This window comes from Acinetobacter sp. RRD8 (assembly GCF_031844225.1).
GTDB lineage: Bacteria > Pseudomonadota > Gammaproteobacteria > Pseudomonadales > Moraxellaceae > Acinetobacter.
In genome coordinates this window covers 21103-45280 of sequence record NZ_JAUZUU010000019.1, presented here as the reverse complement: position 1 = coordinate 45280, position 24178 = coordinate 21103, and the positions used below count along the sequence as shown (strand labels likewise).

Sequence of the window (24178 nt, the reverse complement as noted above, 5' to 3'; positions counted from 1 at the left end):
TAAGCTTTTAATAAAATTATTGATGTCTTTTTTTAAGTAGTATCTATTGATTCTTTGTTTAAATTTATCAGCTTTATAAATTGGTACATTTGATTTTGCTAAGGTTTTAATTATAAGTGTTCTTTTTTCAGGATTACCTCGTGTTTTCTCAGGGACACCAAAGCACGTATCAATCAATTGATCAATTTCGAGAAAGTCTTCTTTTATTTTGTCTAACGCCTCTGGAAGAAAATCTTTCACATTTTTAGATCTAAGATAGGATAAGTAACTTCTTGATTCCTTAGTCAACTCTAATACATTAGAAAAAATCATTTCTACTAGTTTAGCAGCCAGTGGCTCAACCCAATGTACTCTAAAACCTGCACCTTTAGCACCGTAATATTGAATTCCTACCAAATACTGTTGAATACCGTCAATTTCCACATTAGTAGAATTTAAAGGATCTAGAATAGGTTTTTTTATTAAGGCATCTGTCCTTAACAAAATTGCTTCCGTTGATCGAAAGCCTGTCACAATCAAAAGAAGTAGGAGATGCAGAAGTATTTTTTCGCCTTTCGTTTCACATAAAGATATCAAAGAAATAATATTTATAAATGTTCTTATACTGATGAGTTTGCTGCTATCAATTTCATCTTCATCAATTTTCTCACCCTCAAAAGCCTTTTGAATTATTCGTGTTTTTGGTGTTCTGTTTTGTCTATTTTGATATTTTGCTTTTACATCAAACTCAAGATCTCCTTCAGTAAAGTTATAATTATTTAAAAGATTTTGAATTCTAATCATACTACCTATATGGTCTGGCAAATTAATTGGACTAGAATTTTCCTTTAAAATCTCAAAAGCCTTATAAAGTATTTCTGTAGACAAAAAACATGGATGAACCTTCAAATTTTTCTCTAGATTTATTAACTTTAACGCGCTGTACCATCGTTTCAAAATTAAATATTCAGCCTTTAATTTTTGAGGTGAAGCACTCTGGTTAGAGTTTCTGTAACTTACGATGAGAAATGCTTTAATAAACTCTTGGTATATTTCATCAATCTCAATATCGTCCAATCCTTTCATTCTTCTGATTTCACTGAAATTGAAATCGATCCTGTTTGTTCTACTACTTAACCATCCAGAGCCATGTATTCCACCATACCAGATAGAATCATCCCAAGTTTGCTGAAAGTTATTTTTAAGATGTTCATTAAAGTATTCTTTCTGCTCAGTTATAAATTTATTATAGTTTTTAGATTTCATTAGATTTCATCCTTAAAATAAGTACAGCGGTTAATAACAGAATCAATTTCAAATTTTGTAGCTTCATGCACTTGAATAACAGGATTTCTAGAAACACCTAATTCGTCAGAAATTCTAACTAAATCATTGATTTCTTTTTGTATACAGTTTCGAACTTCTAGATGATTACCATCTATGAATGGATGAAAATACATACAACCGTAACAATTTCGAACTGGCTGTAAGAAGCATTTATCTGAATAAGCACAGCCACCGATGTTTAAATGTAATTTATTCGACAAATTCCCTAGAACCTTTTTGCCTGTCCATTCATTTTTATAAACCAATCTTCCTGTAAGAAGCATCGAAATCATTTGTTGATATAATTGATTAGTTCCTAAAGCTTGGGCTCTTATTTCAGCTAATTCGGGTGAAGAGTAAATATAATGTCTAGCTGCTACCAATGAAGAATGCCCTAAGATATAAGCTATTTCTTCTGGACTCGCACCAGACATTGCTAGGCTATGACCAACGTGATGACGAAAGTCATTAAAGGTAATTTTATGTGGTATAAGTTCTTTATTGATTACAGCTAACTGATAAGTTCTGGGAGAGAAGTTAAATAACTGATTATTGATTGATTTTAGACAATATTTAGCTGCATTATCACCTAAATCAAACATCTTATCAGCAGACTTTAAGTCAAATTTATCAATATATATCTTTAATAATTCAGCAATTTCTTCGGGTAACTTTACGGCAATTTTTTCGTGCATTACACGTGATTGCTTAGCGTAAGGAATAAGTAAGCTGAACTTATCATAAGAACAATCTGTAGAGTGCGTATCTTGTTTAAAGTCTTTAACACTGAGCTTCGAAACCTGGACAGGTCTAAGTCCTGTAGCATAGTGAAGCCCTAAAATCACTGTTTGCTTTAAATCTTCATTATCAATCTCATGATGCTTTTTACAATTTAAAACTAAATTAGTGAAACCCTGATTAATCATATTGATAATAGGGAAGTCTATAGCATCCAGCTTATTTTCATAATATAAAAAATTATTTTTTTTTGGCCTATCTATCAACTCTAGTTGATACTCTTCATTCAAATTAAATCCAGAAAAACCTTCGACAAATAGAATTTTTATAAAGAATTTTATTTCATAATAATAACTACTACTTGCACATTTAATTAAAAGTTTTTTTGAATCCCTAAAATTAATTTTTAAATAATTTGATTTAAAATAATTAACAAAATACAAGTAAGCATTAAAAATACCATCCAATTTAGATGGAGTATTAATTTGTACATAATAAGACAATAAATATTTACACAACCTCTTTTCATTGTTAGCCAATTTATCAAAACAAATTGAAAATTTTTTACCAGAATAATTTATATCCCATAAATCATTTTTAGTTAATAAAAATTTACTATCATATTTACTAGCCCTAATAAAGACTAATCTTTCAGGAAAGTATAGATTATTCACAATTATTGAATCAGATTCATTAAAAATATTTACATTATTTTGATTATCTTCAATCTTCAAACCTAATTGCATATATTATCCTTGCCTATTTTTTCGTATACGTTCAAGATTTCGAAAATTAGCAATCTCGACTAAAAATCTTCTACCGTAATGTAACGGCATTTCACTTTTCAGAGACCAACCACCTAATTCTCTTAATTCATTCTCTGCCAACTCTAATGGGTTACTTATTTCCTTTTTATCTGCTAAGTATTTATTGTAATAGTATGAAAGTGTCATATAAGCCCAGGTATGACGCAAAACATGAGGTGTTATCTTATCAATTGCATCAAAGTATTCATCACTAAAATAATGAGGAACCATTTCTTTCATTTTTGAATCTATTTGTTCAAATAATTTATAGATAGCTGCGTAACTCAATGGTTTATTACTATTTAGTGTTGTAAATAAGATATCTGTATTTGTATTTTTCCTTATTTTATCAATATATAACTTAATTAATTCATAATCATCAATTTCTAAATTAATAATACGCTTAGAGTCTTCATTTTTTATATTTGGGGATCTTCTGCGATTATCATAATCATCCTCAGAGTTTATTACTATTAAACTATATCTACCAGTTTCTTCTTTAGGATTATTTAGTGTTATAATAGATTTTTTGAAAGATGAGGTTGTTAGTAACATCAGCTCACCAACACGAAGACCATAATTATAAATCAAATACACTATTAAGTAATTCCTAAAGCGATATTCTTTATTATGAAATGGATTTTTATTATTTTCCATACTTGGATTAATAATTTCTAGCATTTTTTTTATCATTTCAGAATTCATACTCTTATAAATAAATTTATTATTATTGTCTTTTGGATTGTTTTTTGAAATATTGCCTAATTTTTTATTAATATTATCAATACGTTCTTTTAATTCCTCTTTGGAAATAATATTATTTTCAAATTCTGAGAACTGAAAATACTTAGGGATGATATAGATTAAAAATTTTTTTATAGAACTAAGGTTGGCTGAAATTCGACCATAATCTATCGATTCATCTGCACCTATGTAAAAGATATTTTTTTCTAGCTTATATTTTTGCTCTAAGAAAATTATAAAGTTCTCTAACTCAGTAAGGTATGTTTCATAATTTCTTAATTTATAGAAGGAGAGACAAAAACTAGTTTTATATTTTTGATACCAAAACAAATACCAGAGTTTTAGAGCAGATAGATCTGCATACTGTGTCGAAAGACTTTGAAACCTTAGCTCATCTTTCAAGAATAAAAATGGATAAAGACATGGCAAGGATGTAGTTTCATCAAAAAGAACATGGATTTGTTTTTTATTCGAAACCTTTTTTTGCAATTGAATAAGTTCTACTTTAAACATGATATGAAGTTTCTGAAGTAATGTTACTTTCAACATATCACTTTTTTGTATTAAGTATAAATTTCTGTAAACTATTGATTAGCTATTGATATAACAGGGTTTATGAAGTTTTTATATAGTGAACGTAATTTAACATAATATACATTATACGAAATACTATTGTTAGAACCCATTCAAAATGTCTATATTCTCACCAATAAAAATGTCTGGTTTATGATGGTTTTTATCACCATGGACTAGATATAAAATATAGATGCTGATCACTATGTCTGATAAAGAAATTCAACGTCTTGCAGTTCTGCAAGACGTTAGAGATCATCGTATTACCCAGGTCCGTGCTGCTGAAATCCTGAATCTTTCCACCCGTCAAATTACCCGGTTATTGCAGAAGCTCAATCAAGATGGTGTCTCAGGTATGGCACATGCCAGTCGTGGTCAACCGGGTCATCGTCGCCATGACGTCCTGTTAAAATCAGAATGTCTTTCCATTATTTCTGATTCTGAACATTTACTTGGCTTTGGTCCTACATTGGCTCATGAGAAGCTCAGCAGCATGTTTGGCCTGCATATCCCGGTAGAAACGGTTCGTCGCTGGATGACTGCAAATGACCTCTGGATTCCGCGATCCAAGCGCCTGAAACGTCCATATCAGCCTCGATACAACCGTGATTGCTTCGGTGAGCTGATCCAGATCGATGGCTCATATCATAACTGGTTTGAAGGTCGAGCTTCCAAATGCTGCTTGCTGGTTTATATCGATGACGCCACTGGAAAGCTGTTGCATCTGCGCTTTTGTGAGGCTGAAACGACCTTTGATTATATGCTTTCAACCCGAGCCTACATTGAGCAATACGGCAAGCCTTTAGCGTTTTATAGCGATAAACACTCGGTATTCCGAGTGAATCAGAAATCGAGCCAAGATAGCCAGATCACGCAATTTGGGCGGATTCTGAATGAGTTAAATATTGATATTATCTTCGCCAACTCACCCCAGGCCAAAGGCCGTGTGGAACGTGCCAATAGAACACTCCAGGATCGCCTGATCAAGGAAATGCGCCTAGAAGGTATCTGTTCAATTGCCGAGGCAAATGCCTGGCTGCCCTGCTTTATTGAGCATTTCAATCAGAAGTTTGCCAAGTGTGCGCGAAACTCAAAGAATTTACATCGGCCATTAACCGAATCTCATCTTGAACTGGATGATATTTTTACCTGGCAGGAACCGCGTAAGGTCACCAAGAATCTGACCCTGACCTATGACAAATGTATTTATCTGCTTGAACCGATAGAGCTGAATCATAAGCTTGTTGGGCAATATATTTCATTTCTGGAGTACCCGGATGGGACTGTGGCCCTCATGCACGAGGGACGAAAGCTCAACTACAGCATTTTCAATAAATTAGCTGGGCTACAGCAGAATGAGATCGTTGAGAATAAACGGTTAGGTACAGTTCTGGCACATATTCAGCAACAGCATGAAGAGTTGGAAAAACAGAATAAACGTTCCCGTCTCAAGAAAAGTATGCCGAGTCGTAAAGCTCAGAAAGCTGTTATTGAACAAAGAAAGTTAAATCCTGTGCTTGACTCTTGTGGTTAAAAACAGGACATTTTAAATGGTTTATCGCATAGACACTTTAAATGGGTTCTAACAACTATTAATATACTCATACAGGTCATTCACCATATACTTATAGCTGCTCAAGCAACTTAAACGTTAAAGCACTTCAAATTCAATCCGACGATTTCTCTTACGACCCTCAGCTGTTGCATTATCCGCTACAGGTTTACTTGAACCTGAACCTTCAGTACTCAGTAAATGCGCTGGAAGATTTTTTGCGATTAAATAAGCTTTTACTGCTTCTGCACGTTGCTGACTCAACATGAGATTTTTATTAGTATCGCCTGAACTATCCGTATGTCCAATAATCCGTATCTTTTTTCCGCTAACTCTATTTAAGGCACTGACCATTTCATCCAGTATCTGTATACCTGAAGTTGCTAATATTGCACTGCCAGATTCAAATTCAATAATCCGGTTCTTTAATGCAGCATCAATAATCTTCTGTTCTGCCTGATTGACTGAAAGCTGTGCATTTAAACGGTAATTTTCGGGTGTTAAACCCTTAAATATTTCTGTAGTATCATGAATTTCATAAGAATTTGATACTTTACCCGTTAGCTGAATATCAGAACCTTTAATTGTTAACATTCCGTGTTTAACCTTTTTAAGGTCTTCATTAATCACATCAGTGACTATATTTGACCAATCCGTTGGTGCTACTACTTGACGAATCTGAATGCGATCTATCACATTTTTCTGACCATAAATTGAATACAATTTCGCCAAAATAGCTTGCTTACTACTGTTATTCGGTACATTACCTTCAGCAATTACAGGTTGTGCATGCACATTAAAACCAATTAAAAAACAGAATAAAATAATGATTTTATTTAACTTTAAGTATTTATTTTTTATTTTCATTTTATGCTTCTATAAATGTTTATTTAATTAATTTAATGCTTTGAGTCAGGCTTATCTGACTCTCAGTTAAAGACTATTCTAGTACCGCCAACCTTGAATTATTTTCTACACTAAAATTGGTTGTTTTTAATTCATATCAATTCACCCACGTGATCCATTTACAATATGATTGATGAGTATCATGGCGCTAAAGTTCCTGTGTTTGCAGCAGTCGTCTTAGTTATCTGAGCTGTTTTTCCTGACATCGTCGTATTCTGTGCTGCGACCACTCTTACTGCTTTATTCGAAACAACCTGATCCACCAACTGTAAATTGCTATAACTTGGATTACTTCCGATAGAACTTGCATTATTTCCACTCACCAAACGAAAATTGGTCTTCACAAATAGTTCAGGATTCTCTTTACTGCGCCAGACCATCTCAAAAATATTGCCTTTTTGTGTACGCTGAGCACTATCAATCAAACGATTGATTCCATATTCCCCAGGCTCATCAAAAATGGTATGGGTCTTCCCTTCCAAATCAATCACCGTGATCCGTGCGCCTGGAATTGCGCCGGAATTTGGCCAGATAAAATTCACCCATTGTTGAATTCCGTTTTCAAATAGCATTCTTTGTCCATCAATATCAATGGTATAAGCCAATAAATGAGCCTGTTCCAGTGGGTAAAACTGGAAATTAGATTGATTGGGTCTCACTGCCTGACGACTGGTATTATTTAACTCACCAGTTGCCATACCATTCACAGGCGCGACATAATTTTGAAAGTTTGCAACAAACACAGGATTTAGATTAAGCCCTAAATCTTGCCAGGTTTTCGAGCTTAAGCTATAGCCACGACGGATCACTAAGGGATCAAGATGCTCTTTGACAAAACGGGAAATACTGCCATTTTCACCAAAAATCTGATTAATTTCTTGAGAGGTTGCCTGTAAGCTACCTTGACTGCTAAACGGATATTTTTGCGATAAATTTGCATTAAATGGTTGATAGGCCTGTATTAGCCAGAGTTCGTTCATTTCAGCTTGTGCCGGAAGCATCAGACTTTCAAAGGAACGTGTGAGAGGAACACTAAACAACTTTTTAATCAGCTGTTGATCCAGCTCATGGGTTCCTACCGACATTTTCTCATCCACAAACTTTTGAGTGATATTAAAGATAGAATTCTGCTCATCAACGGTCTGCTTAAGGAGCATCATGCTCGCCGGACCAATATCTCCAGAACTTTTTAGATCATTAAAGCGACTCCGTATCTTGGTCAGAGATTGCATATACTCATCCAGCAGCGACCGGTTCTGCAAATCATCTCGTGTACGTACAATCTGGTAGAAGATCTGAAAGTCTTTGGCAATCATCCCCTGAGAGAAAGTCGATGCAGAATTCTGTGCCAACTTGCCATCATGACGTTGCAATATCTTGCGTTTAAACCAGGCAATAAAACCTTTTTGTGGAACCGCCAACTCAGCTTGTACCATTGGATTATCCCAGCTGGTTTCTTGCGCTACCCGTTGTATGACTTTACGAATCGGTGAGTTTTCTGGTTCGCCAAGAATATCTATCTGATATGTTTGCTGATTAAAGTCACCGGCCTTGGCATAATAAATGGCACCCAAGAATTTACGCCATTCGCTGATATATTCTTTTTTATACATTTCAGTCAGCTGGCGTCGAATTTGTTCAGGACTGCCACTAAAACTCAAATCATCAGACTGTGATGTATTAAGTACCCAATCTTTACTTTCAGTTGGGCTTTGCGCCGCGGTTTCTATGGCAGGTTGTACATATTCGTTCCAGGCTTGATAGCTATAAAAACCGGGTAAGGCATAACTTCCCAACATGGTTGTCTGAGCATTCTCCCCGACCATCTGTTTGATCGTTAATGCAGGAAAACGTACCAAAGCCCGCATTTTAATTTTGTTATATACACGATCTCGTGCAGACACTCCGGTCATCATCGCGGTTAAAACCTGGCGAGTCTGTTCAACCAGAACAGTATCGGAATCCAGCTGGGGAAATGAACTCGAATCTGTCAGTGTCATGGCATAGCTAAGTAACTGCTCGGCCTTTTGCAGCATTTCAGCACGTGGCAGCTGACCACGATGCTGATCCAGCCAAGTCCGCCAAAAACGTGTCAACTGATCGCTGAGATGACTGGAATCTATAGATTTACGGTTACTCAACATCAGATATGTTTTAAGTGCATTATAAGCATCTTGCGGATTTTGGTCAGATGGTTCTAATGCGAGTTGCTGAACTTGTGCAGTCGGATTAATTTGCACATGAATATGATTTTCTTTAAGAACTGCTGCATTGCTTTTTACCCGTTGTAGATATTCTGCAATATTTTGCTGGCTGGGCTGCAATACTAATTGCTCAATTCCTTTCAGATATTCAGCTTGCAGTTTCTCCCTGATCTGTTGTCCTTGATATAGACCAAAACTGTATTTGAATGGACGCTTCTGATCAAATTGATCTAACTGTTGCAGATGAGCTTGCAAAATTAATAATGCATCGATTTGCGTGGCCAGCTCAGTTCCTGACGGTTTCTGTATCTGTACGACCTTATTTAAGTCCGCCTGAACTTCGGCCAGTAATTGCTGATTATTTCGATAAGACCACACCCACAGACTCAACACCATCGACACAGTAAGTAAAGCACCAGTAAAAGCCATAAAGCGTCGGCGTTTTCGTGCCGGATTAATATGCTGCTTCACCAGATTTTTATCTTTAAGGATCACTTCAGAAAATAAACCTTTCAGAAAATAACCATGATTCTGTGATACAGACTCTTTAGACAGGCCAAGATCATGATTATCGCTACGGATCAGATGAAAGTCCTCAGCAATCTGTTCTGTCATTGGACTTTCAATGGAGCCTTCCTGTAAGGCGCTGGTAAAATAAAATCCACGAAAAACCGGTTTAAACTGATAAGGATTGTCTTGGAATAAAGTGAAGATAAAGGTTCTTAATACCGGTTTGAGACTCTTAAATTCCAATGGAAAGGTCATTACACTGGGTGAAATATGCTGTGAATGCCGACGGGTTAAATGGGTCATACTTACATTTTTCAGGCCCTCATATAAAATGCCATAATGCTTTTCAAATAGCTGAACAGCATTTGCACTCGAGTCTGGTTGATAAGCCAAAGTTGCACCCCAAACCTGATCCAATTCTTGTCCATGATAACAATCAAAAAAATCCGTGAAGCCGGCAATCAGGTCCATCTTGGAGAATACCAGATAGACTGGCGCAAAAACTTCTAGACGTTCAGTCAGGTCTTGGATACGGGCACGCAGGTTCTTGGCCAGTTGTAGAGATTTCTCCGGACTCTGGTTGACCAGCTCAGCGATACTTACGATCACAATAAGACCATTCACTGGCACTTTAGAACGATTTTTCTTGAGAATATTTAAAAAGCCTAACCATTCAGAATGGTCCTCCGGATAGACTGAATAGCGTCCGGCTGTATCCAGTAAAATACCCTGAGTTGAAAAAAACCAGTCACAGTTTTGTGTTCCGCTGAGTCCAGCAGAGACCATTTTCTGGTGAGTTGCTTCAAAAGGAAACCGCAAACCAGAATGATAAATCGCCGAGCTTTTCCCAGCCGCCGGCTTACCGATGACCATATACCAAGGAAGTTCATACAGTGCCGCGTGACCCTTACGATCGCCTAATTTTGACTTACGAATCAGCTGAATAGATTGTTTGACTTGCTGACTGATCAGCTGAAGTTCTTCTTTATTATTGTATTTGCTTTCAGCTGTGGAACTTTGAGATAAGACGGTTGCGATTTCTTTGCCCTTTTTAGCATGCCGATAACGCCGGATAAGTGTATAAATCCCCCAGCCTATTAATATGGCAACATAGACCGTCAGCAATATCCAGGAAATACGATCAGAAACCGTATTTTTTATGGAAAGAATGACCACTAAAAAGGATAAGGCCATCATTGTTTTAGGGTTACTAAGGTACTGCCAGACATGCCCCAAGACTGTATAAAATAATGTATTCACTTTTATCCCTTTTTTCTTTAATTTTTATAAATAGTTAGGCTACTAATGAGATTTCATTCAGTTGATCACTTTCTTTATTTTTAAAACATAAATAGCTTGATTCTTGTTGTGTGCTGTAGCTTATTGTAACGACATTGCAGTATAAATGTGATGACAACATTGCTGCGAAAACTGCTGCCAAATATTGGGTATGCCCCAAATAGCTTTGAGGATAAATGGTAGGTTCTGGCTCAAAATCAATATTCGTAAATTTTTCTTGTATTTTTTTCATTATTTTAGGTTGGGTAGTGTCGTCTAATAACACTAAAAAAGGATATGCCTGTTCCATCTGAGAGGATAGATTAACATGATGCTGACCCAAATATGCATACAGGTCAGTGACGTGCTTGCTGAGAGTCAATATTCGTGAAGGCATCATACCTTCAACTTCCAAGTCATGTGGGGATAAACACCAGCTAGCTGTATATTCCGCAGCAATATAGTCTTCATTTTTCCAAAATTGCTGATCTAGATAATCCTGATCAATTTCAGAATCTGCCATAATGATCAAGCTGATCTCATATGATTGACCTGAAATTTCCTGTACTAAATCTAGTAAGGCTGAATAAGCACGATCAGCAGACAGGAAATGAAACTCGATATGAATTTGGGCAGGCAGCAATGCATATTGTTGTTGAATTTGACTTATAAGCTGCTCTTGATAGAGATCACTCCAATCCCCAGTCATATGATCCACCAATAAAATATGCAGATTCAGCCTATTTAATCGACTTGCTGCTGTTGGATTAGAGGCAATATTTTCTTCATCTTCACAGTAGTTTTCCTGTATCCATCCCGGATGCATTCGATATTGATAAGCCAGTTCGTGATCATAAAATAGTGCTGAACGTTTTAACTGTTCCGAAATTAAGCTCAGACTTTCTTCATGCTGTTGGAGTTGTTGTTGAATCAACTGTTGAATTCGTTGTTCCCGTAATGTCGGAAGCATTTCTTCATTAGTTCTGTTTTCTTCAAGTAAGCGGTCCACAGAATGAATGCGATATGTCAATATAGGTAGACCAAAACGATTTAGCAGTTCTGAGTCCAGCTCAGGACTCTTGAACTGCTTCATGTGCTGCAAGATCTCTACATTTTCGCCAAAACTGTGCCAAGCGGCAGCTGAAAAAATATTGAGCGTGTAATCCTCAATCGCTTGATCCAATTCTTCTTTATTTTCTAATTCTTGCTGTTGTGCTTGAAGAGATTTATGAGCCCTATCCTTTTGTTCTTGCTGTCTTTGTTTATAGGATTTTACAGCTTTATAAATAAAATAAGGTGTTAATAACAACAAGCAAATTAACAAAGGTAAAATGCCAAAATATAATAGGAAATCAATATTTGATGGATCGTATTGAGTATCTCGCCAGTAATAAATGACAAGAACATTGTTTAAAACGGATAAAACTATAAAAGTCTGAATAATACGCTTAATCATGACATTTTTCCTATCAGGCTATAGCAGGTTTCCGCATTGTGGATTGCCGGATTCAGCATTAATAAAGCTCCTCTGGCTAGCCCCATCGAATGTACTTCTCCAAGTTGGGCTGGGCATAATTCATCTTTGTCTAGAATCAACCGAAGATCCACTAACATGGTCGGGCTACACCAGGTTTGAAGTAACTGTTTCAATTTGGCGCTATGTATTCCTTCAGATAAAAAATTTATATAGTCTTCACGTTTTAATGGACCAATGACGATTTCAATTTTTTCATCAATTTGCTGAATGGTCTCTCCACAGAAGCTGTTGATTCCCAGTAAAACTGGTTGCAAAGCTCCCAAACCGCTTTTTTGCTGATCATCCAGTTGAAAGCTTTCCGGAATAAACTCATTAATCTTAAATTGATATTTAAAAATACAAGACAATATGCTGCTTAACGCATAATGGGTATTATTTTGCCCCTGCATCAAGCCTGAAAACTCAGCAAAATAGTCATCTATAGGTTGCTGTTCATGTTGTTGACCGCTATAGCCACTCAAAGCATGAAGCATGTTTAGATAATGATTTTCATGCTCAATTTCATAACGCAGTGGTAAATGATAATTCAGACAGGCATCGACATATTGTGCAGACAATTTATGATTAAACAGTCCGAGAAAGTGTAAGCTTTCTTCTCGGTGTGCCCCGGTACTCTGTTTAATTTTATGTGTATAGATATAAGGCAATACGCCCTGTACGCCAGTCAACCCCACGATTAAATTGGTCATCTGAACTTTATGATCTTGACATTGCAATGATTCAATTTCAGAAGTTGGAAAATTAAGATTGAGTGAACTAATAAATTCAAATGATTTACTCCATTCTTGATGTCTGTTCCGTGCAGGTGCATGTCTTAATAATCGCGTGGCTTGAATAAATTCAAAGCTGGTCGGCTGCTGAAAGAGCCGATCAACTACAGAAGCCTTTTGCCACCAACATTCTGTATGCATTGGTATAACTCCTGTTTTGACTTTGAATCTATGACGTGCATATCCACATAACTATTCATTTGAACTTTCAAATTAAAAATATGATTTAAAAGTTGCACAAAGATATACAGACTGGCTCCTCTAAAGACTTCTGGATCGATCTGGATTTCAACTTTGACACCCCGTACAAAAAGTGGAAATGGTTTATGCTCACGCAACTTCTGGCTCAGAGAAAACTGGATCGATTGAATTGAATTAATAATTAGCCGGTTGTCTTTGGATTGCGGCAAGTTATACAGTTCAAGTAATTCCTTAATGTGACTGACTGCATTTGCTTTCATTAAAGAAAGATTATTCAATGATAAATGCGAGATAATTCGCCACTGTTCTTGCTGCTTTTGATCAAAACAATAAGGTAAATTGGGTCTTTTTAATAATATGGCTTTACGTGCCAAACTATTGTCATTGAGAGATAAGTTATTCTGATCTTTGTTATAACTTTCATAAGGTAAATCCCGATTGCTGCATAACAACTGCATACTGATAAAGTCTGATGAAATTTTTTGTGGTTCTAAAGATTTGGAAATAATCGAATATTTCAGTTCTGTATGCTTGGTATTACTTTGCTCGGGCAACAGGTGATAATAAAATTGAGCATCAGCCTGATGATAATGACTCATGGCAAAAAAAGGTAATACGGGATAAGTTTTTTGACTGTTCTCGCGTTTCTCTCTCAATAACTTCATTTCGGTGATCGCATATACCTGAAAATATTCAGGATGATGTACATCACTTATTAATGAATATTCCAGGCGCAGATGATCAATTTTTTGTGGCTCAGCCTGTTTAGGGAATAAATTTATAACTGGTGTCGCAAATAATTTGAAATTAGCGCTATTTAATTCTGAATAATTTCTGATCATAGCTTGATCATTCAGATTTATTTTAAAATGAATGTGTAGCTCAAATTCTGCGGTTTCTATATTTAATTCTCTTAAAAAACTCAGATTGAGGTTAAGAAAATTAAATTTTTCTGGAAAGCAAAAATACTCGATTAATAAACGATAGGCATGATGAGTATGTTGATCAACTGGGAGCGCACTTTCCGCTTCAGTAAATCCCATTAGTTCAAATGGATTTTGAATATCAATCTCTTGATTCTGTACTATTACAGAAAAACCAGTCTCTGGCTTAAAAATACAATCTAGTACTTGCAATGGAAAGCTGGAAATTGCATCCAGGTAAATAGGTAATTTTTGTTGTTCCAACAGTCGCTGCTGCTGGTTAAAAATTTCAAAACCAAAGCTCAAGGTTGCATTTCGATTTAAATGAACATGAGTCGAAGCATGCGTTTTAAAATTAACAGATTTTAAGGCGATTGGTAATAAATTAACCTGGTTTGTCGTACGATACTCACACTGTACCCCACGGATACTTTTTGATTTTAATACAGTTTGCTTGGGAATCTGCTGGCTACTTTTAAGCTGTCGGATTTTAATGGCATCGTCAAAACTGACCACTGAACATGCTGGAAAAGGTTTAAGGTACTGTGGAAACATCACCTCAAAAATAGCACGTGTAAATACTTCATAACTATCGTGCAGTTTCTTATCGATCCGGGCAGAAATCAGGGAAAATGCCTGAATCAGTCTTTCGATATGCGGATCATCAATCTGCTCTTGATTCAACGAAAGGCGTTGGGCAATTTTTGGGTATTTATTGGCAAACTCTCGTGATTGTTGCCCAAATTCCTGTAATTGCTTTTCATAATAAGGTAATAATTCTTCGATCACAGCACACCTGCTGATGTTTTAGACAAAATTACGTATTGTTGCGTAGTAGGCTTGAGGAATGCGTCAAAAATTACCGGTTCATATAGGGGATAAATATTTAAGAATGCATGAATACTGAGACACAGACTTCCCCTGTTATGCTCATCCATCAGCATCTCGACTTTAACCTGCTTTAAACGAGGTTCGTGCGCGTGAATAGACTGTTCAATCGAGCGGCAGATTTTATCCCGTTCCATTGGATTCGCTGTTGAGAGCCCCACAAAATCAATGATGCCAAATTGAAGAATTGAACGTTTGACCTGATCATAACCATTAACCATCGCATCCAGATTAACCATACGGCTATTTAATAAATCTTCCAGATCGGCAGCCACTGACTCTCTTAAAGCCTGCAATGAAAGCCCTTGAGAACATTGAATGTCCTGAGGTAATAGACGGTCAAATAATGTTGTTCTAAATCCGTAAGGGTAAAGCTGATCCAAATTCATATTGTTATAGTCTAATTTTATTTATTTTTATAAATATCAGAGAGGCTGATCAAGACCAGCCTCTAAAAAAGGTCAAATTACGCTGCATAAGAAGCAGTATTATTTGATAATGACCATTTCTTGGTCACGGCACCCTTTTGTGTACCATTAATATCTTGCTGATTATACGTCCACTCAACTGCTGCATATTTCAAACCAAAAGCTTCTGTTGGAACGCCTTCTTGATTTACTGTCGGAGTGACCTGAGAAACCAGCACATGTTTTAATTTAATTTGCAGGTATTTAACGCGTTTATCACCATTAGCACGATAAAAATCGATTTGTACCTCATCGAAGGTATAACCTGCCGAACAAGCTTCCCAAAGTTTTGGGCTGGTTGCATCCAGATCTTTCATAAAAATCATGTCGGAATGTTCAACTCGTTCTGCGGTATGACCGCCTACACTGGAAGATGTGGCAGATTTTGGCTGACGAATGTTGTGCGACCAGGAATTTGCTTCTAGCCAGCTTTTATGTTCTGAATCACGAGATTCACCATCAACTTTATATTTGCCACGAAACTGGATGTAAATGTCTTTCATTTTAATAATTTTCCTGTTTTTATAAATATTATTATAATTTTAGCAGCGGTCTTAATGACTCGACTGCGGTAACTCAGTGACCAGTCGTAAAGATACAGACAACTCGTCTAACTGAAAATGCGGTCTCAAAAAGACCACAGATTTGTAGTGTCCAGGTTCATCCGGATTTTCTACAACTTTTATCGAAGCTTCACGCAGTGGATACTGTGCTTTGGCTTCCTGTGAAGCACCGTCATCCAAAAGTACATATTGAGACAGCCAGTCGTTTAGAAATGCTTCGACATTTCCTGCAGATGCAAAGCTTCCTACCTTATCTCGCATCATTGCCTTTAAATAATGAGCGATTCGTGAGACTGCCATAATGTACTGTATCTGACTGGATAATGCAGAATTGGCATTGGCAATATCGTTATTATATTTCTTTGGTTTTTGGGTAGATTGGGCGCCGAAGAACGCAGCATAATCGGTATTTTTACAATGTACTAATGGAATAAAGCCAAGATCACTGAGTTCTTTTTCACGACGGTCCGTAATCGCAATTTCAGTCGGGCATTTAAATATGACTTCCCCATCATTGGTTTTAAAGGTATGCACTGGCAGACCTTCGACCAAACCGCCACCCTCAACCCCACGAATCGCAGCACACCAACCATGCATATCAAAGGCGTTGGTTAAACGTGTGCCCAAAGCATAAGCGGCATTCATCCACAGGTATTCATTATGATTTTCACCTGAAACTTCTTCTACATAGTTAAAGTCTGCTGTCGTATTGCCATCTTTAGGATGATAAGGTAAACGGCCTAATACTCGTGGAATGGTCAATGCCACATAACGGGCATCATCACTTTCCCGGAATGAACGCCATTGCACATATTCCGCTGTTTCAAAAATTTTGGACACATCGCGTGGGCGATCAATATCGGTAAAAGTTTCCAGTCCGAACATGGAAGGACTTGCCGCTGAGAGAAACGGTGCATGTGCCGCTGCTGCGACATGTGAAATCTGTTCGAGCAAATACAGGTCTGAAGGTGTGCGATCAAACTCAAAGTCACCAATCAGGGTCGCATAAGGCGCACCGCCAAATGAACCATATTCTTCTTCATAGATTTTTTTAAATAGCGTACTTTGATCAAAGTCACTGGCACTCTGAAAATCTTTAATCAGTTCTTTTTTAGTCGTATTCAGCATCCGAATCTTGATTAAAGAGTGTGAGGGCGTTTCCTTACAAAAGTAATACAGCCCTCGCCAGGTGGATTCGACTTTTTGAAACTGCTCATGATGCATGATCTTGCTCAGCTGGGTAGAAATAAGCGCATCTATTTCTGCAATGCGTTTATCTAAAGCCAAGGTCATATTGTCTGAAACTATAACTGTACCGGCCATGACTTCCTTGGCCAGTTCACTAATCAGACTCTTGGCACGACCATGTTCCTCTTCAGTACGCGCAATTCGACTACGTTCAACAATAGAGTCCAGAATTGAATATCCTTCAATAGCAATATCTGTGCTAGTTGCAGCATTAGAGTGATTCATTGTCTGCCTCCATACTCATTTTACGAATTTGGTCGGTATTTTTTAAAATATCATCCAGTAAACCTTCTAGACGTTCATTATTGGATATTTTATTGCGTAAATCAGTTAAACGCTCTCGTGCTTCTACCAGTTTTCGCAAAGGTTCGACTTGTTGGACTACCTGTTCTGGCCGAAAATCATCCATCGCATTAAAAACCAAATCTACTGATATTGTGCCACTCTCTTCAGTCAAACTATTTTCCACCTGAAAACTGGCACGAGGCGCCAGAGACTGCATCACCTCATCAATATTTCCCAAGTCTACATTGATAAATTTTTTATCTTTGAGCTTGGTTTTTTCAAGTTCCGATGCTGCTGAAAAATCTCCCAAAACCCCTACCACAAAGGGTAATTCTTTAATTTCACGGCCATCACCGACCTCAACATCGTAGGTCAATTGCACACGTGGTGGTCGAATACGCTGTAATTTTTTTTGTACACTTTCACGCTTAGCCATCATGATTTTCCTTATTAATTATTATTTAATGATCCAAATGGATTAGTACTAGGAGTGTGGGTTCGTGTACTGATACTTTCTGTTTTTTTACTACTGATAGCAGCCGTATTATTTTTTAGGTTGCTTTTCGATGCTTTATTTTTATTTTGACTTAGGTTTTGTTTTACTGGGCTATTTGGTTTATTTTTAGTCTGTTTTACTTTTGAGTTCCGCGCTGTCATTAAGGCAGATGCAGAAAATTTTGCTACAGGCTGTGCCAGATAAATATGTTCACTTAGCGACTTGGCTTGTGGATAGGTAGAGTCATTTAAGGCACGGACTTCTGTACTACGCATCTGTTCCAGACTTTGGGAAGATATCCCGACTCCTGCCAGGAATTCTAGATCAGTTAAATCTTGATGAGTATAATTTTGCTGATGTAATTGCTCGATTAAATTGAGTGCTTTCAGGTGATCACCTACTTCAACATAGCGTTTGGCAATTTGGGTAGACAACTGCTGCTGAAACAGAATATTTTTTCTTGCTGTCTTGTCACACAACTGCTGGTATAAATCAATGACAGTTGAATCAGTATCATTTTTTGCTTGTGGATAGCTCTTGATACATGATTTTTTTAATTCTGCTGCATGGATTTGAGCAAAACATAGCTGCGCCATCCCTGAGATGAGCAATACAATAAAACCTAGATTATTTTTCAAAATAAGCCTCAATTTTTAGTTATTGTTTTATATTTTTATAATCAAAATGATTTTTCTGTTTTTATAATTTAAAAAGCTAGTTGCGGATTTAACAAAAAATGATCACAGAAAGTCAATACATAAATGCGTTTTTGTTAAATATTTTATGTAATTTTAAAAATAGTAAGATTCCGACCAATGAATGCAGACATTTGGAGAAACTTGAGTAGAATATGCCAAAAATCTTGAGCCAAAATATCCTCATCGCTCATAGAAAAAACTAAATAAATAAAAATAAATTTAATAATAAGAAATATATAGCTATAAATTTCAAAAATATCAGGCTGTATATTCTCAAAGAGAAAAATATGAGTAATTTAAAAATTTTGATTACAAAATTATCTGAACATGCACGCCTATGCCTTGAGAAGGCAGCGAATTTCTGCATCACACAGCAAAATTATGAAATCGAAATTGAGCATTTTTTCTTAGAGTTGCTACAGCAACCAGACTTGAATGATCTCAAACTATTGCTCAAAAAATATGAAATTTCCGAAGATGATCTCACCCATGATCTGAATCAGAGTATTCAGCAAATGACTAAAGGAAATTCTCGTACACCTATCTTTGCCAAATCCATTATTCGTGTATTAGAACATGCCTGGCTTTTGGCTTCAGCAGAGCAAAATCCGATGATCCGCAGCGGACATCTACTGGTTGCCCTGCTCACTGCGCCTGATCTATATCAAATGACAATTCGTGCTTCTACTTTATTTGAGCAGCTTCCAATTGATCATTTGAAGCACCGATTTTTAGAGTTCTGTGAGCAAAGTATTGAAAATATGAGCTATTCTCAGCTTACTAAGGTAAAAGAAGATTCACCTAAAGCACAGCTAAAATTAAATAAAACATCGGCACTTGATCAATACACTATTAATCTAACTGAAAAAGCACGCCAAGGCCAAATCGACCCGGTGATCGGTCGTGAGTTTGAAATCCGTTTGATGCTGGATATCCTGATGCGCCGTCGTCAGAACAATCCAATACTCACCGGCGACCCGGGAGTCGGTAAGACAGCTGTGGTAGAAGGATTAGCCCTGAAAATTGTGAATAATCAAGTACCTGATGTACTCAAAAATGTAGAACTTCATGTATTGGATCTGGGCTTATTACAAGCAGGTGCGAGTGTAAAAGGTGAGTTTGAGAATCGCCTGAAGCAAATTATTCGAGAAGTTCAGTCCTGCAGTTATCCTGTTATCTTGTTTATTGATGAAGCCCATACGCTGATTGGTGCAGGTGGTCAGGCTGGTCAGAATGATGCTGCCAATCTGTTAAAACCAGCTTTGGCACGAGGAGAACTGCGTACCATCGCCGCGACTACATGGGCGGAGTACAAACAATATTTTGAAAAAGATGCTGCGCTCAGCCGTCGTTTTCAGGTGATAAAGGTAGAAGAACCTAATGAAGAAGTCGCAATTAATATGTTGCGCGCCATGATTCCGCTCATGACTCAGCATTTTCAGTTGCAGATTGATGATGAAGCAATTACTGCTGCGGTGCGTAATTCACATCGTTATATCAGTGGACGGAAATTACCGGATAAGGCCATTAGTGTATTGGATACAGCCGCGGCACGGGTTGCCTTGAGCCAGAATGCGCAACCTGCAAAGTTAGAACAGTTACAGGCACAACTGCATAATTTTCGGCTAGAACATGAGATTTTAAATCAGGAGCATCAAAATTTTCCGTGTCATCAGACACTTTTAATTGAATTATCAAAAAATATTTCAAATTTGGAACAAGAGATTTCTCAGGTAGAACAGCAATGGCAGCAAGAACTTCAATTGGTTCAGGAAATAAAATTATTACAGATTCAATCCAAAAAAATTGAAAATAAAAATAAAATTAAAGTATTACAGCGATGTTTGTCTCAGATTCAGGCTGATAACCCACTCGTGTTTGAACGTGTAACAGTCCCTATGATTAATCAGATCATTTCTGACTGGACCGGAATTCCAGTAGGTAAAATGATGAATGATGAAATCCGACAGGTATTAAAATTACAAGATAAATTATCGCAACGTGTAATGGGTCAGGACTTTGCTTTGCATCAACTGGTCCAAGGTATTAAGACATCTAAAGCAAAACTGGATGATCCGAATAAACCGCAAGGTGTATTTTTATTGCTTGGCCCAAGTGGTGTGGGGAAAACTGAAACTGCCCTAGCCTTGGCTCAAGAATTGTATGGAGGAGAATCACATCTGATCACGATAAATATGTCGGAATATCAGGAAGCTCATACCGTATCTTCCTTAAAAGGTGCTCCTCCAGGTTATGTCGGTTATGGTCAAGGAGGCATTTTGACTGAAGCGGTACGCCGTAATCCTTATAGCGTGGTTTTATTAGATGAAATCGAAAAAGCTCATCCTGATGTGCAGGAATTATTTTATCAGGTCTTTGATAAAGGCATGCTGGAAGATGGTGAAGGCCGTCTAATTGATTTTAAAAATACGACAATCCTGTTGGCCTCCAATGTTGGCTCCAGTGCCATTATGCAGGCTTGTGTAAATCAACCCGTCGAAAACTGGCCGGATGCAAAAAGCTTAATTGAACTGTTCAAACCAAGTTTGTATCAGCAATTTAAACCGGCATTTTTAGGGCGTATGCAAATTGTGCCTTATTATCCTTTACATGATGAGCTATTGATCCAGATCATTCAGCATAAACTGGGGAAAATTACCCAACGTATTCAGCAGCAATATGCCACGCAGGTTACTTATAATGAGGACTTGCTCGAACTTCTACTCAGCCGATGTACCGAGGTTGATAGTGGTGCGCGCAATATTGATCATATTTTAAATGCTTCAGTATTGCCTGCTTTGGCTACAGAAATATTGAGAACCATGAGTGAGGGAAAGATTCCTAAACTGATTCACATTGAGATTAAGAATGATGAAATTTTTTATAGCGTAGATCCGAAAGTTAAAATAGCGCAAAAAGTACGTTCTAAAAGCAATAAAGCAGATGCTGCCTAGTTGAAGTAACCTAAAAATAAAAACAAATAAAATATAATAATTGGAATAAAGATGAGCCTGGAATTTGAATATTTATTGCAAGACATTTCAGTCGATCAGCCGTGCGGTGTGGACTATTCATTTTCAAATGATTTTCATGTGATTAACAAGGCCAGAACTCGTGATGATCCTTTATTGGAGCAAGGTGACTGGGTCTCGGAACCGAAACAGGCCGATTGGCAACTTGTACATGATAAAACGATTGAATTATTAACTGAAAAAACCAAGGATATCCGTCTATATACCTGGCTTATAGAAGCTTGGAGTCATCTCTATGGTTTTGAAGGAATTGCTCGAGGATTAGAGTTGACCCAGCAAAGCCTTGAGCGATACTGGTTCACGTTACATCCTCAAATCGAAGAGGATGATCTTGATCAACGTTTTGGATTATTACAAGGTTTGATTACGCAACTGCCAATGCTGATGAAACAGGTGCCTTTGGTCAGCTCTGCGCCTTTTTATAATTTAGGTGATTATGAGGCATTCTTACATCAACGCAATATTAAACTCAAACAACAGCAAGATGACTACTCGGAAAATAATACTGTTCAGGATTTGGAGCATTTTGAGCAATCGTTGCTGAAAACTTCTCAAACAGTTTTAAGCCAGAATGAAGGTTTTCTTCTCGAGATTCAGACCCAATGGCTGTATCTTAAAAATACACTGGATCATTTACTGGGTCTAAATGCACCGAGTTACGCGAGCACAGATTCTCAACTTGAATCGATCTTCTCCAGTATTAAGCGCATTTATAAAACTGATATTTCTTCAATATCTCAGGATCAAATAAATACACCGCAATTCGGCACTCTCAAAATACCTGAAATAATAGTGATGAATACCTCGCCTGAAAATATACAAGAATTTCGACCTCAAGCCCAAAACCATCTGGCCAACCGTCAACAGGCCATGCAGTTATTACAAGACATCGCTCGATATTTTCAATCTCATGAACCGCATAGTCCAGTGAGCTACATGCTGCAAAAGACGATTAAATGGAGTCAGATGCCATTACATGAATGGCTGGCTCAAGTAATCAAGAACGAGAATCCGATCGAAAACGTACATGAATTACTGGGTATATATGCCAATGATGAATCCAAGAATGAGTGGTAAATATTAAAATGTTTAAAGCAGAAAAAGTACTGTGGGGCGAAGGTCTATTTTTAAGACCGCAACATTTTCAATTACAGGATGCCTATCATGAGCAACGCTTGAGTCATATGATTCGGGCGACATTTCCTTTTGCTCACGGGATCCAGTCCATTCAATTTGATGAAGCTCAATTCAATATGCATATATTGGCATTAAGTAAAATTGAAATGATCTGGCAAGATGGTGAAATTTATCAGGCGCCTGCACAGGATTTATTACCAGAACCTGTACAACTGGATACCTTAAACCTGCGTGGTGAAATGCAAATTTATTTGGCTTTGCCAATACTACAGCCGAACAAGCAAAATGTAAGTCATGTCGAAAACACTCAATCTAGTCGTTATCACTCACATTTAATCTCGACCCATGATTTATTCACCGATGCCACTACTGCAGAGATCACCCTGTTACGCCGTCGGGCAGAATTTAAACTTTTTGAAGTTGGCCAAGAACCTCAGCAGCCTCTGGATGGTTATTTATATCTTCCGGTTGCTCAAATCAAACGACAAAGTTCTGGAAATTTTATTTTTGATCATAAATTCATTCCTCCAATTTTACATATTCAGGCCTGTGAATATCTGCTAGACAATTTAAAGCGAACTTTGAATATCATCCGGGCCAAGATTAAAACGATTCAATCCAATAACCGTGAAAACGAACAGAAACTGATTGAATTTCGTTCTGGGGATATTGTCTCTTTCTGGCTGGTGAATGCCTTAAATACTGCTTATGCAACCTTAAATCATATTTTGCAGTATCCACAAATTCATCCGGAACGGCTATATGCGGAACTTTTAAGACTCAGTGGTTCCCTACTTACCTTTTCAACAGCCTATGACATTGATCAATTGCCGCAGTATCAGCATCATCATCTATACGACAGCTTCAATCAGCTGGATATTATTCTCAGAGATTTACTCGATACAATTATTTCGAATCGATATATCAGTATCAGCTTAAAAGAAACGCGTCCGTCCTATTGGTTTGGCAGTCTGGAGACCGATAAGATCAGTCACAATACGCGGTTATATCTTGCTGTATCAAGTAGTGTTATGCCTGCACATGACTTGATTGCCTATGTTCCGATCCGTTTTAAAATTGGTAGTACTATAGATGTAGAACAACGCGTGGTTGCAGCTTTACCAGCTGTACCCGTTCAGCATCTCATGCAGGTGCCTACTGCAATTCCGGTACGTTCCGGCGTTCATTATTTTGAGATTGAACCCAATAATGAACTGTATCAGCGCATGCTGGATTCAGAATCGATTTGTGTTTATATCCCGAATGGCTTTCAGGATATCGCGATTGAACTTATTGCTGTCATGAATGGATAAAAAT

General features: G+C 37.2%; 16 protein-coding genes and 1 pseudogene. 4 read left to right on the top strand and 13 right to left on the bottom strand.

Annotation, left to right across the window (positions count from 1 at the left end):
• The 3 genes and pseudogenes from Q9R24_RS13185 to Q9R24_RS13175 form a co-directional block, all read right to left on the bottom strand.
• Nucleotides 1–1245: pseudogene (locus Q9R24_RS13185) on the bottom strand (hypothetical protein); the annotation flags it as partial.
• The gene (locus Q9R24_RS13180) at nt 1245–2789 is read right to left on the bottom strand and encodes a site-specific integrase (protein ID WP_311204669.1); all 1545 of its coding nucleotides are present in this window, start codon (nt 2787–2789) and stop codon (nt 1245–1247) included. The pseudogene Q9R24_RS13185 and the gene Q9R24_RS13180, both read right to left, overlap by 1 nt.
• 3 nt (nt 2790–2792) lie before the next feature.
• Nucleotides 2793–4106 (bottom strand): site-specific integrase, encoded by a 1314-nt coding sequence (locus Q9R24_RS13175; protein ID WP_311204668.1) that lies wholly within the window; start codon nt 4104–4106, stop codon nt 2793–2795.
• Between the two features lie 253 nt (nt 4107–4359).
• On the opposite strand from Q9R24_RS13175, the gene Q9R24_RS13170 reads away from it, so the two are divergent.
• Nucleotides 4360–5700, top strand: a complete 1341-nt coding sequence (locus Q9R24_RS13170) for an ISNCY-like element ISAba32 family transposase (RefSeq protein WP_311215551.1) — start codon at nt 4360–4362, stop codon at nt 5698–5700.
• Between the two features lie 117 nt (nt 5701–5817).
• Here the strand turns inward: Q9R24_RS13170 and Q9R24_RS13165 are convergent, their stop codons facing one another.
• The 10 genes from Q9R24_RS13165 to Q9R24_RS13120 all read right to left on the bottom strand — a co-directional run bounded on the left by Q9R24_RS13165 (nt 5818) and on the right by Q9R24_RS13120 (nt 18632).
• Nucleotides 5818–6579 (bottom strand): OmpA family protein, encoded by a 762-nt coding sequence (locus Q9R24_RS13165; protein ID WP_404976607.1) that lies wholly within the window; start codon nt 6577–6579, stop codon nt 5818–5820.
• Between the two features lie 185 nt (nt 6580–6764).
• Entirely contained in the window at nt 6765–10598 is a 3834-nt protein-coding gene (gene tssM / locus Q9R24_RS13160) for a type VI secretion system membrane subunit TssM (protein ID WP_311204665.1), read from the bottom strand.
• Between the two features lie 34 nt (nt 10599–10632).
• On the bottom strand, nt 10633–12072 hold the full coding sequence (locus Q9R24_RS13155; RefSeq protein ID WP_311204664.1) for a hypothetical protein: 1440 nt from the start codon (nt 12070–12072) through the stop codon (nt 10633–10635).
• The gene (gene tssG / locus Q9R24_RS13150; RefSeq protein WP_311204663.1) at nt 12069–13064 is read right to left on the bottom strand and encodes a type VI secretion system baseplate subunit TssG; all 996 of its coding nucleotides are present in this window, start codon (nt 13062–13064) and stop codon (nt 12069–12071) included. Before tssG ends, Q9R24_RS13155 begins: the two co-directional genes overlap by 4 nt.
• Complete coding sequence (gene tssF, locus Q9R24_RS13145) at nt 13028–14836, bottom strand: type VI secretion system baseplate subunit TssF (protein WP_114540706.1); 1809 nt, start codon at nt 14834–14836, stop codon at nt 13028–13030. The genes tssG and tssF overlap by 37 nt, the downstream gene beginning before the upstream one ends.
• The gene (gene tssE, locus Q9R24_RS13140; protein ID WP_311204662.1) at nt 14833–15324 is read right to left on the bottom strand and encodes a type VI secretion system baseplate subunit TssE; all 492 of its coding nucleotides are present in this window, start codon (nt 15322–15324) and stop codon (nt 14833–14835) included. The genes tssF and tssE overlap by 4 nt, the downstream gene beginning before the upstream one ends.
• A gap of 77 nt (nt 15325–15401) precedes the next feature.
• Nucleotides 15402–15905, bottom strand: a complete 504-nt coding sequence (locus Q9R24_RS13135) for a type VI secretion system tube protein Hcp (RefSeq protein ID WP_005107016.1) — start codon at nt 15903–15905, stop codon at nt 15402–15404.
• Nucleotides 15906–15956: 51 nt separating this feature from the next.
• Entirely contained in the window at nt 15957–17438 is a 1482-nt protein-coding gene (tssC, locus tag Q9R24_RS13130; protein WP_311204661.1) for a type VI secretion system contractile sheath large subunit, read from the bottom strand.
• Complete coding sequence (gene tssB, locus Q9R24_RS13125; RefSeq protein ID WP_034438150.1) at nt 17425–17934, bottom strand: type VI secretion system contractile sheath small subunit; 510 nt, start codon at nt 17932–17934, stop codon at nt 17425–17427. Before tssB ends, tssC begins: the two co-directional genes overlap by 14 nt.
• Nucleotides 17935–17948: 14 nt before the next feature.
• Nucleotides 17949–18632 carry a hypothetical protein gene (locus tag Q9R24_RS13120; RefSeq protein ID WP_311204660.1) on the bottom strand — a complete coding sequence of 228 codons (684 nt, stop codon included), beginning with the start codon at nt 18630–18632 and terminating at the stop codon, nt 17949–17951.
• 347 nt (nt 18633–18979) lie between these two features.
• Here Q9R24_RS13120 and tssH point away from each other — a divergent pair, with 347 nt between their 5' ends.
• Genes tssH through tssK form a run of 3 tightly spaced genes read left to right on the top strand, consistent with a single transcriptional unit; the run spans nt 18980 to nt 24174 of the window.
• Nucleotides 18980–21646, top strand: coding sequence for a type VI secretion system ATPase TssH (gene tssH / locus Q9R24_RS13115; RefSeq protein WP_311204659.1), 2667 nt, complete (start codon nt 18980–18982; stop codon nt 21644–21646).
• 51 nt (nt 21647–21697) lie between these two features.
• A complete protein-coding gene (gene tssA, locus Q9R24_RS13110) occupies nt 21698–22801 on the top strand; it encodes a type VI secretion system protein TssA (protein ID WP_180087328.1) in 1104 nt (367 codons plus the stop codon).
• Between the two features lie 8 nt (nt 22802–22809).
• Entirely contained in the window at nt 22810–24174 is a 1365-nt protein-coding gene (tssK, locus tag Q9R24_RS13105; RefSeq protein WP_311204658.1) for a type VI secretion system baseplate subunit TssK, read from the top strand.
• Nucleotides 24175–24178: the final 4 nt, after the last annotated feature.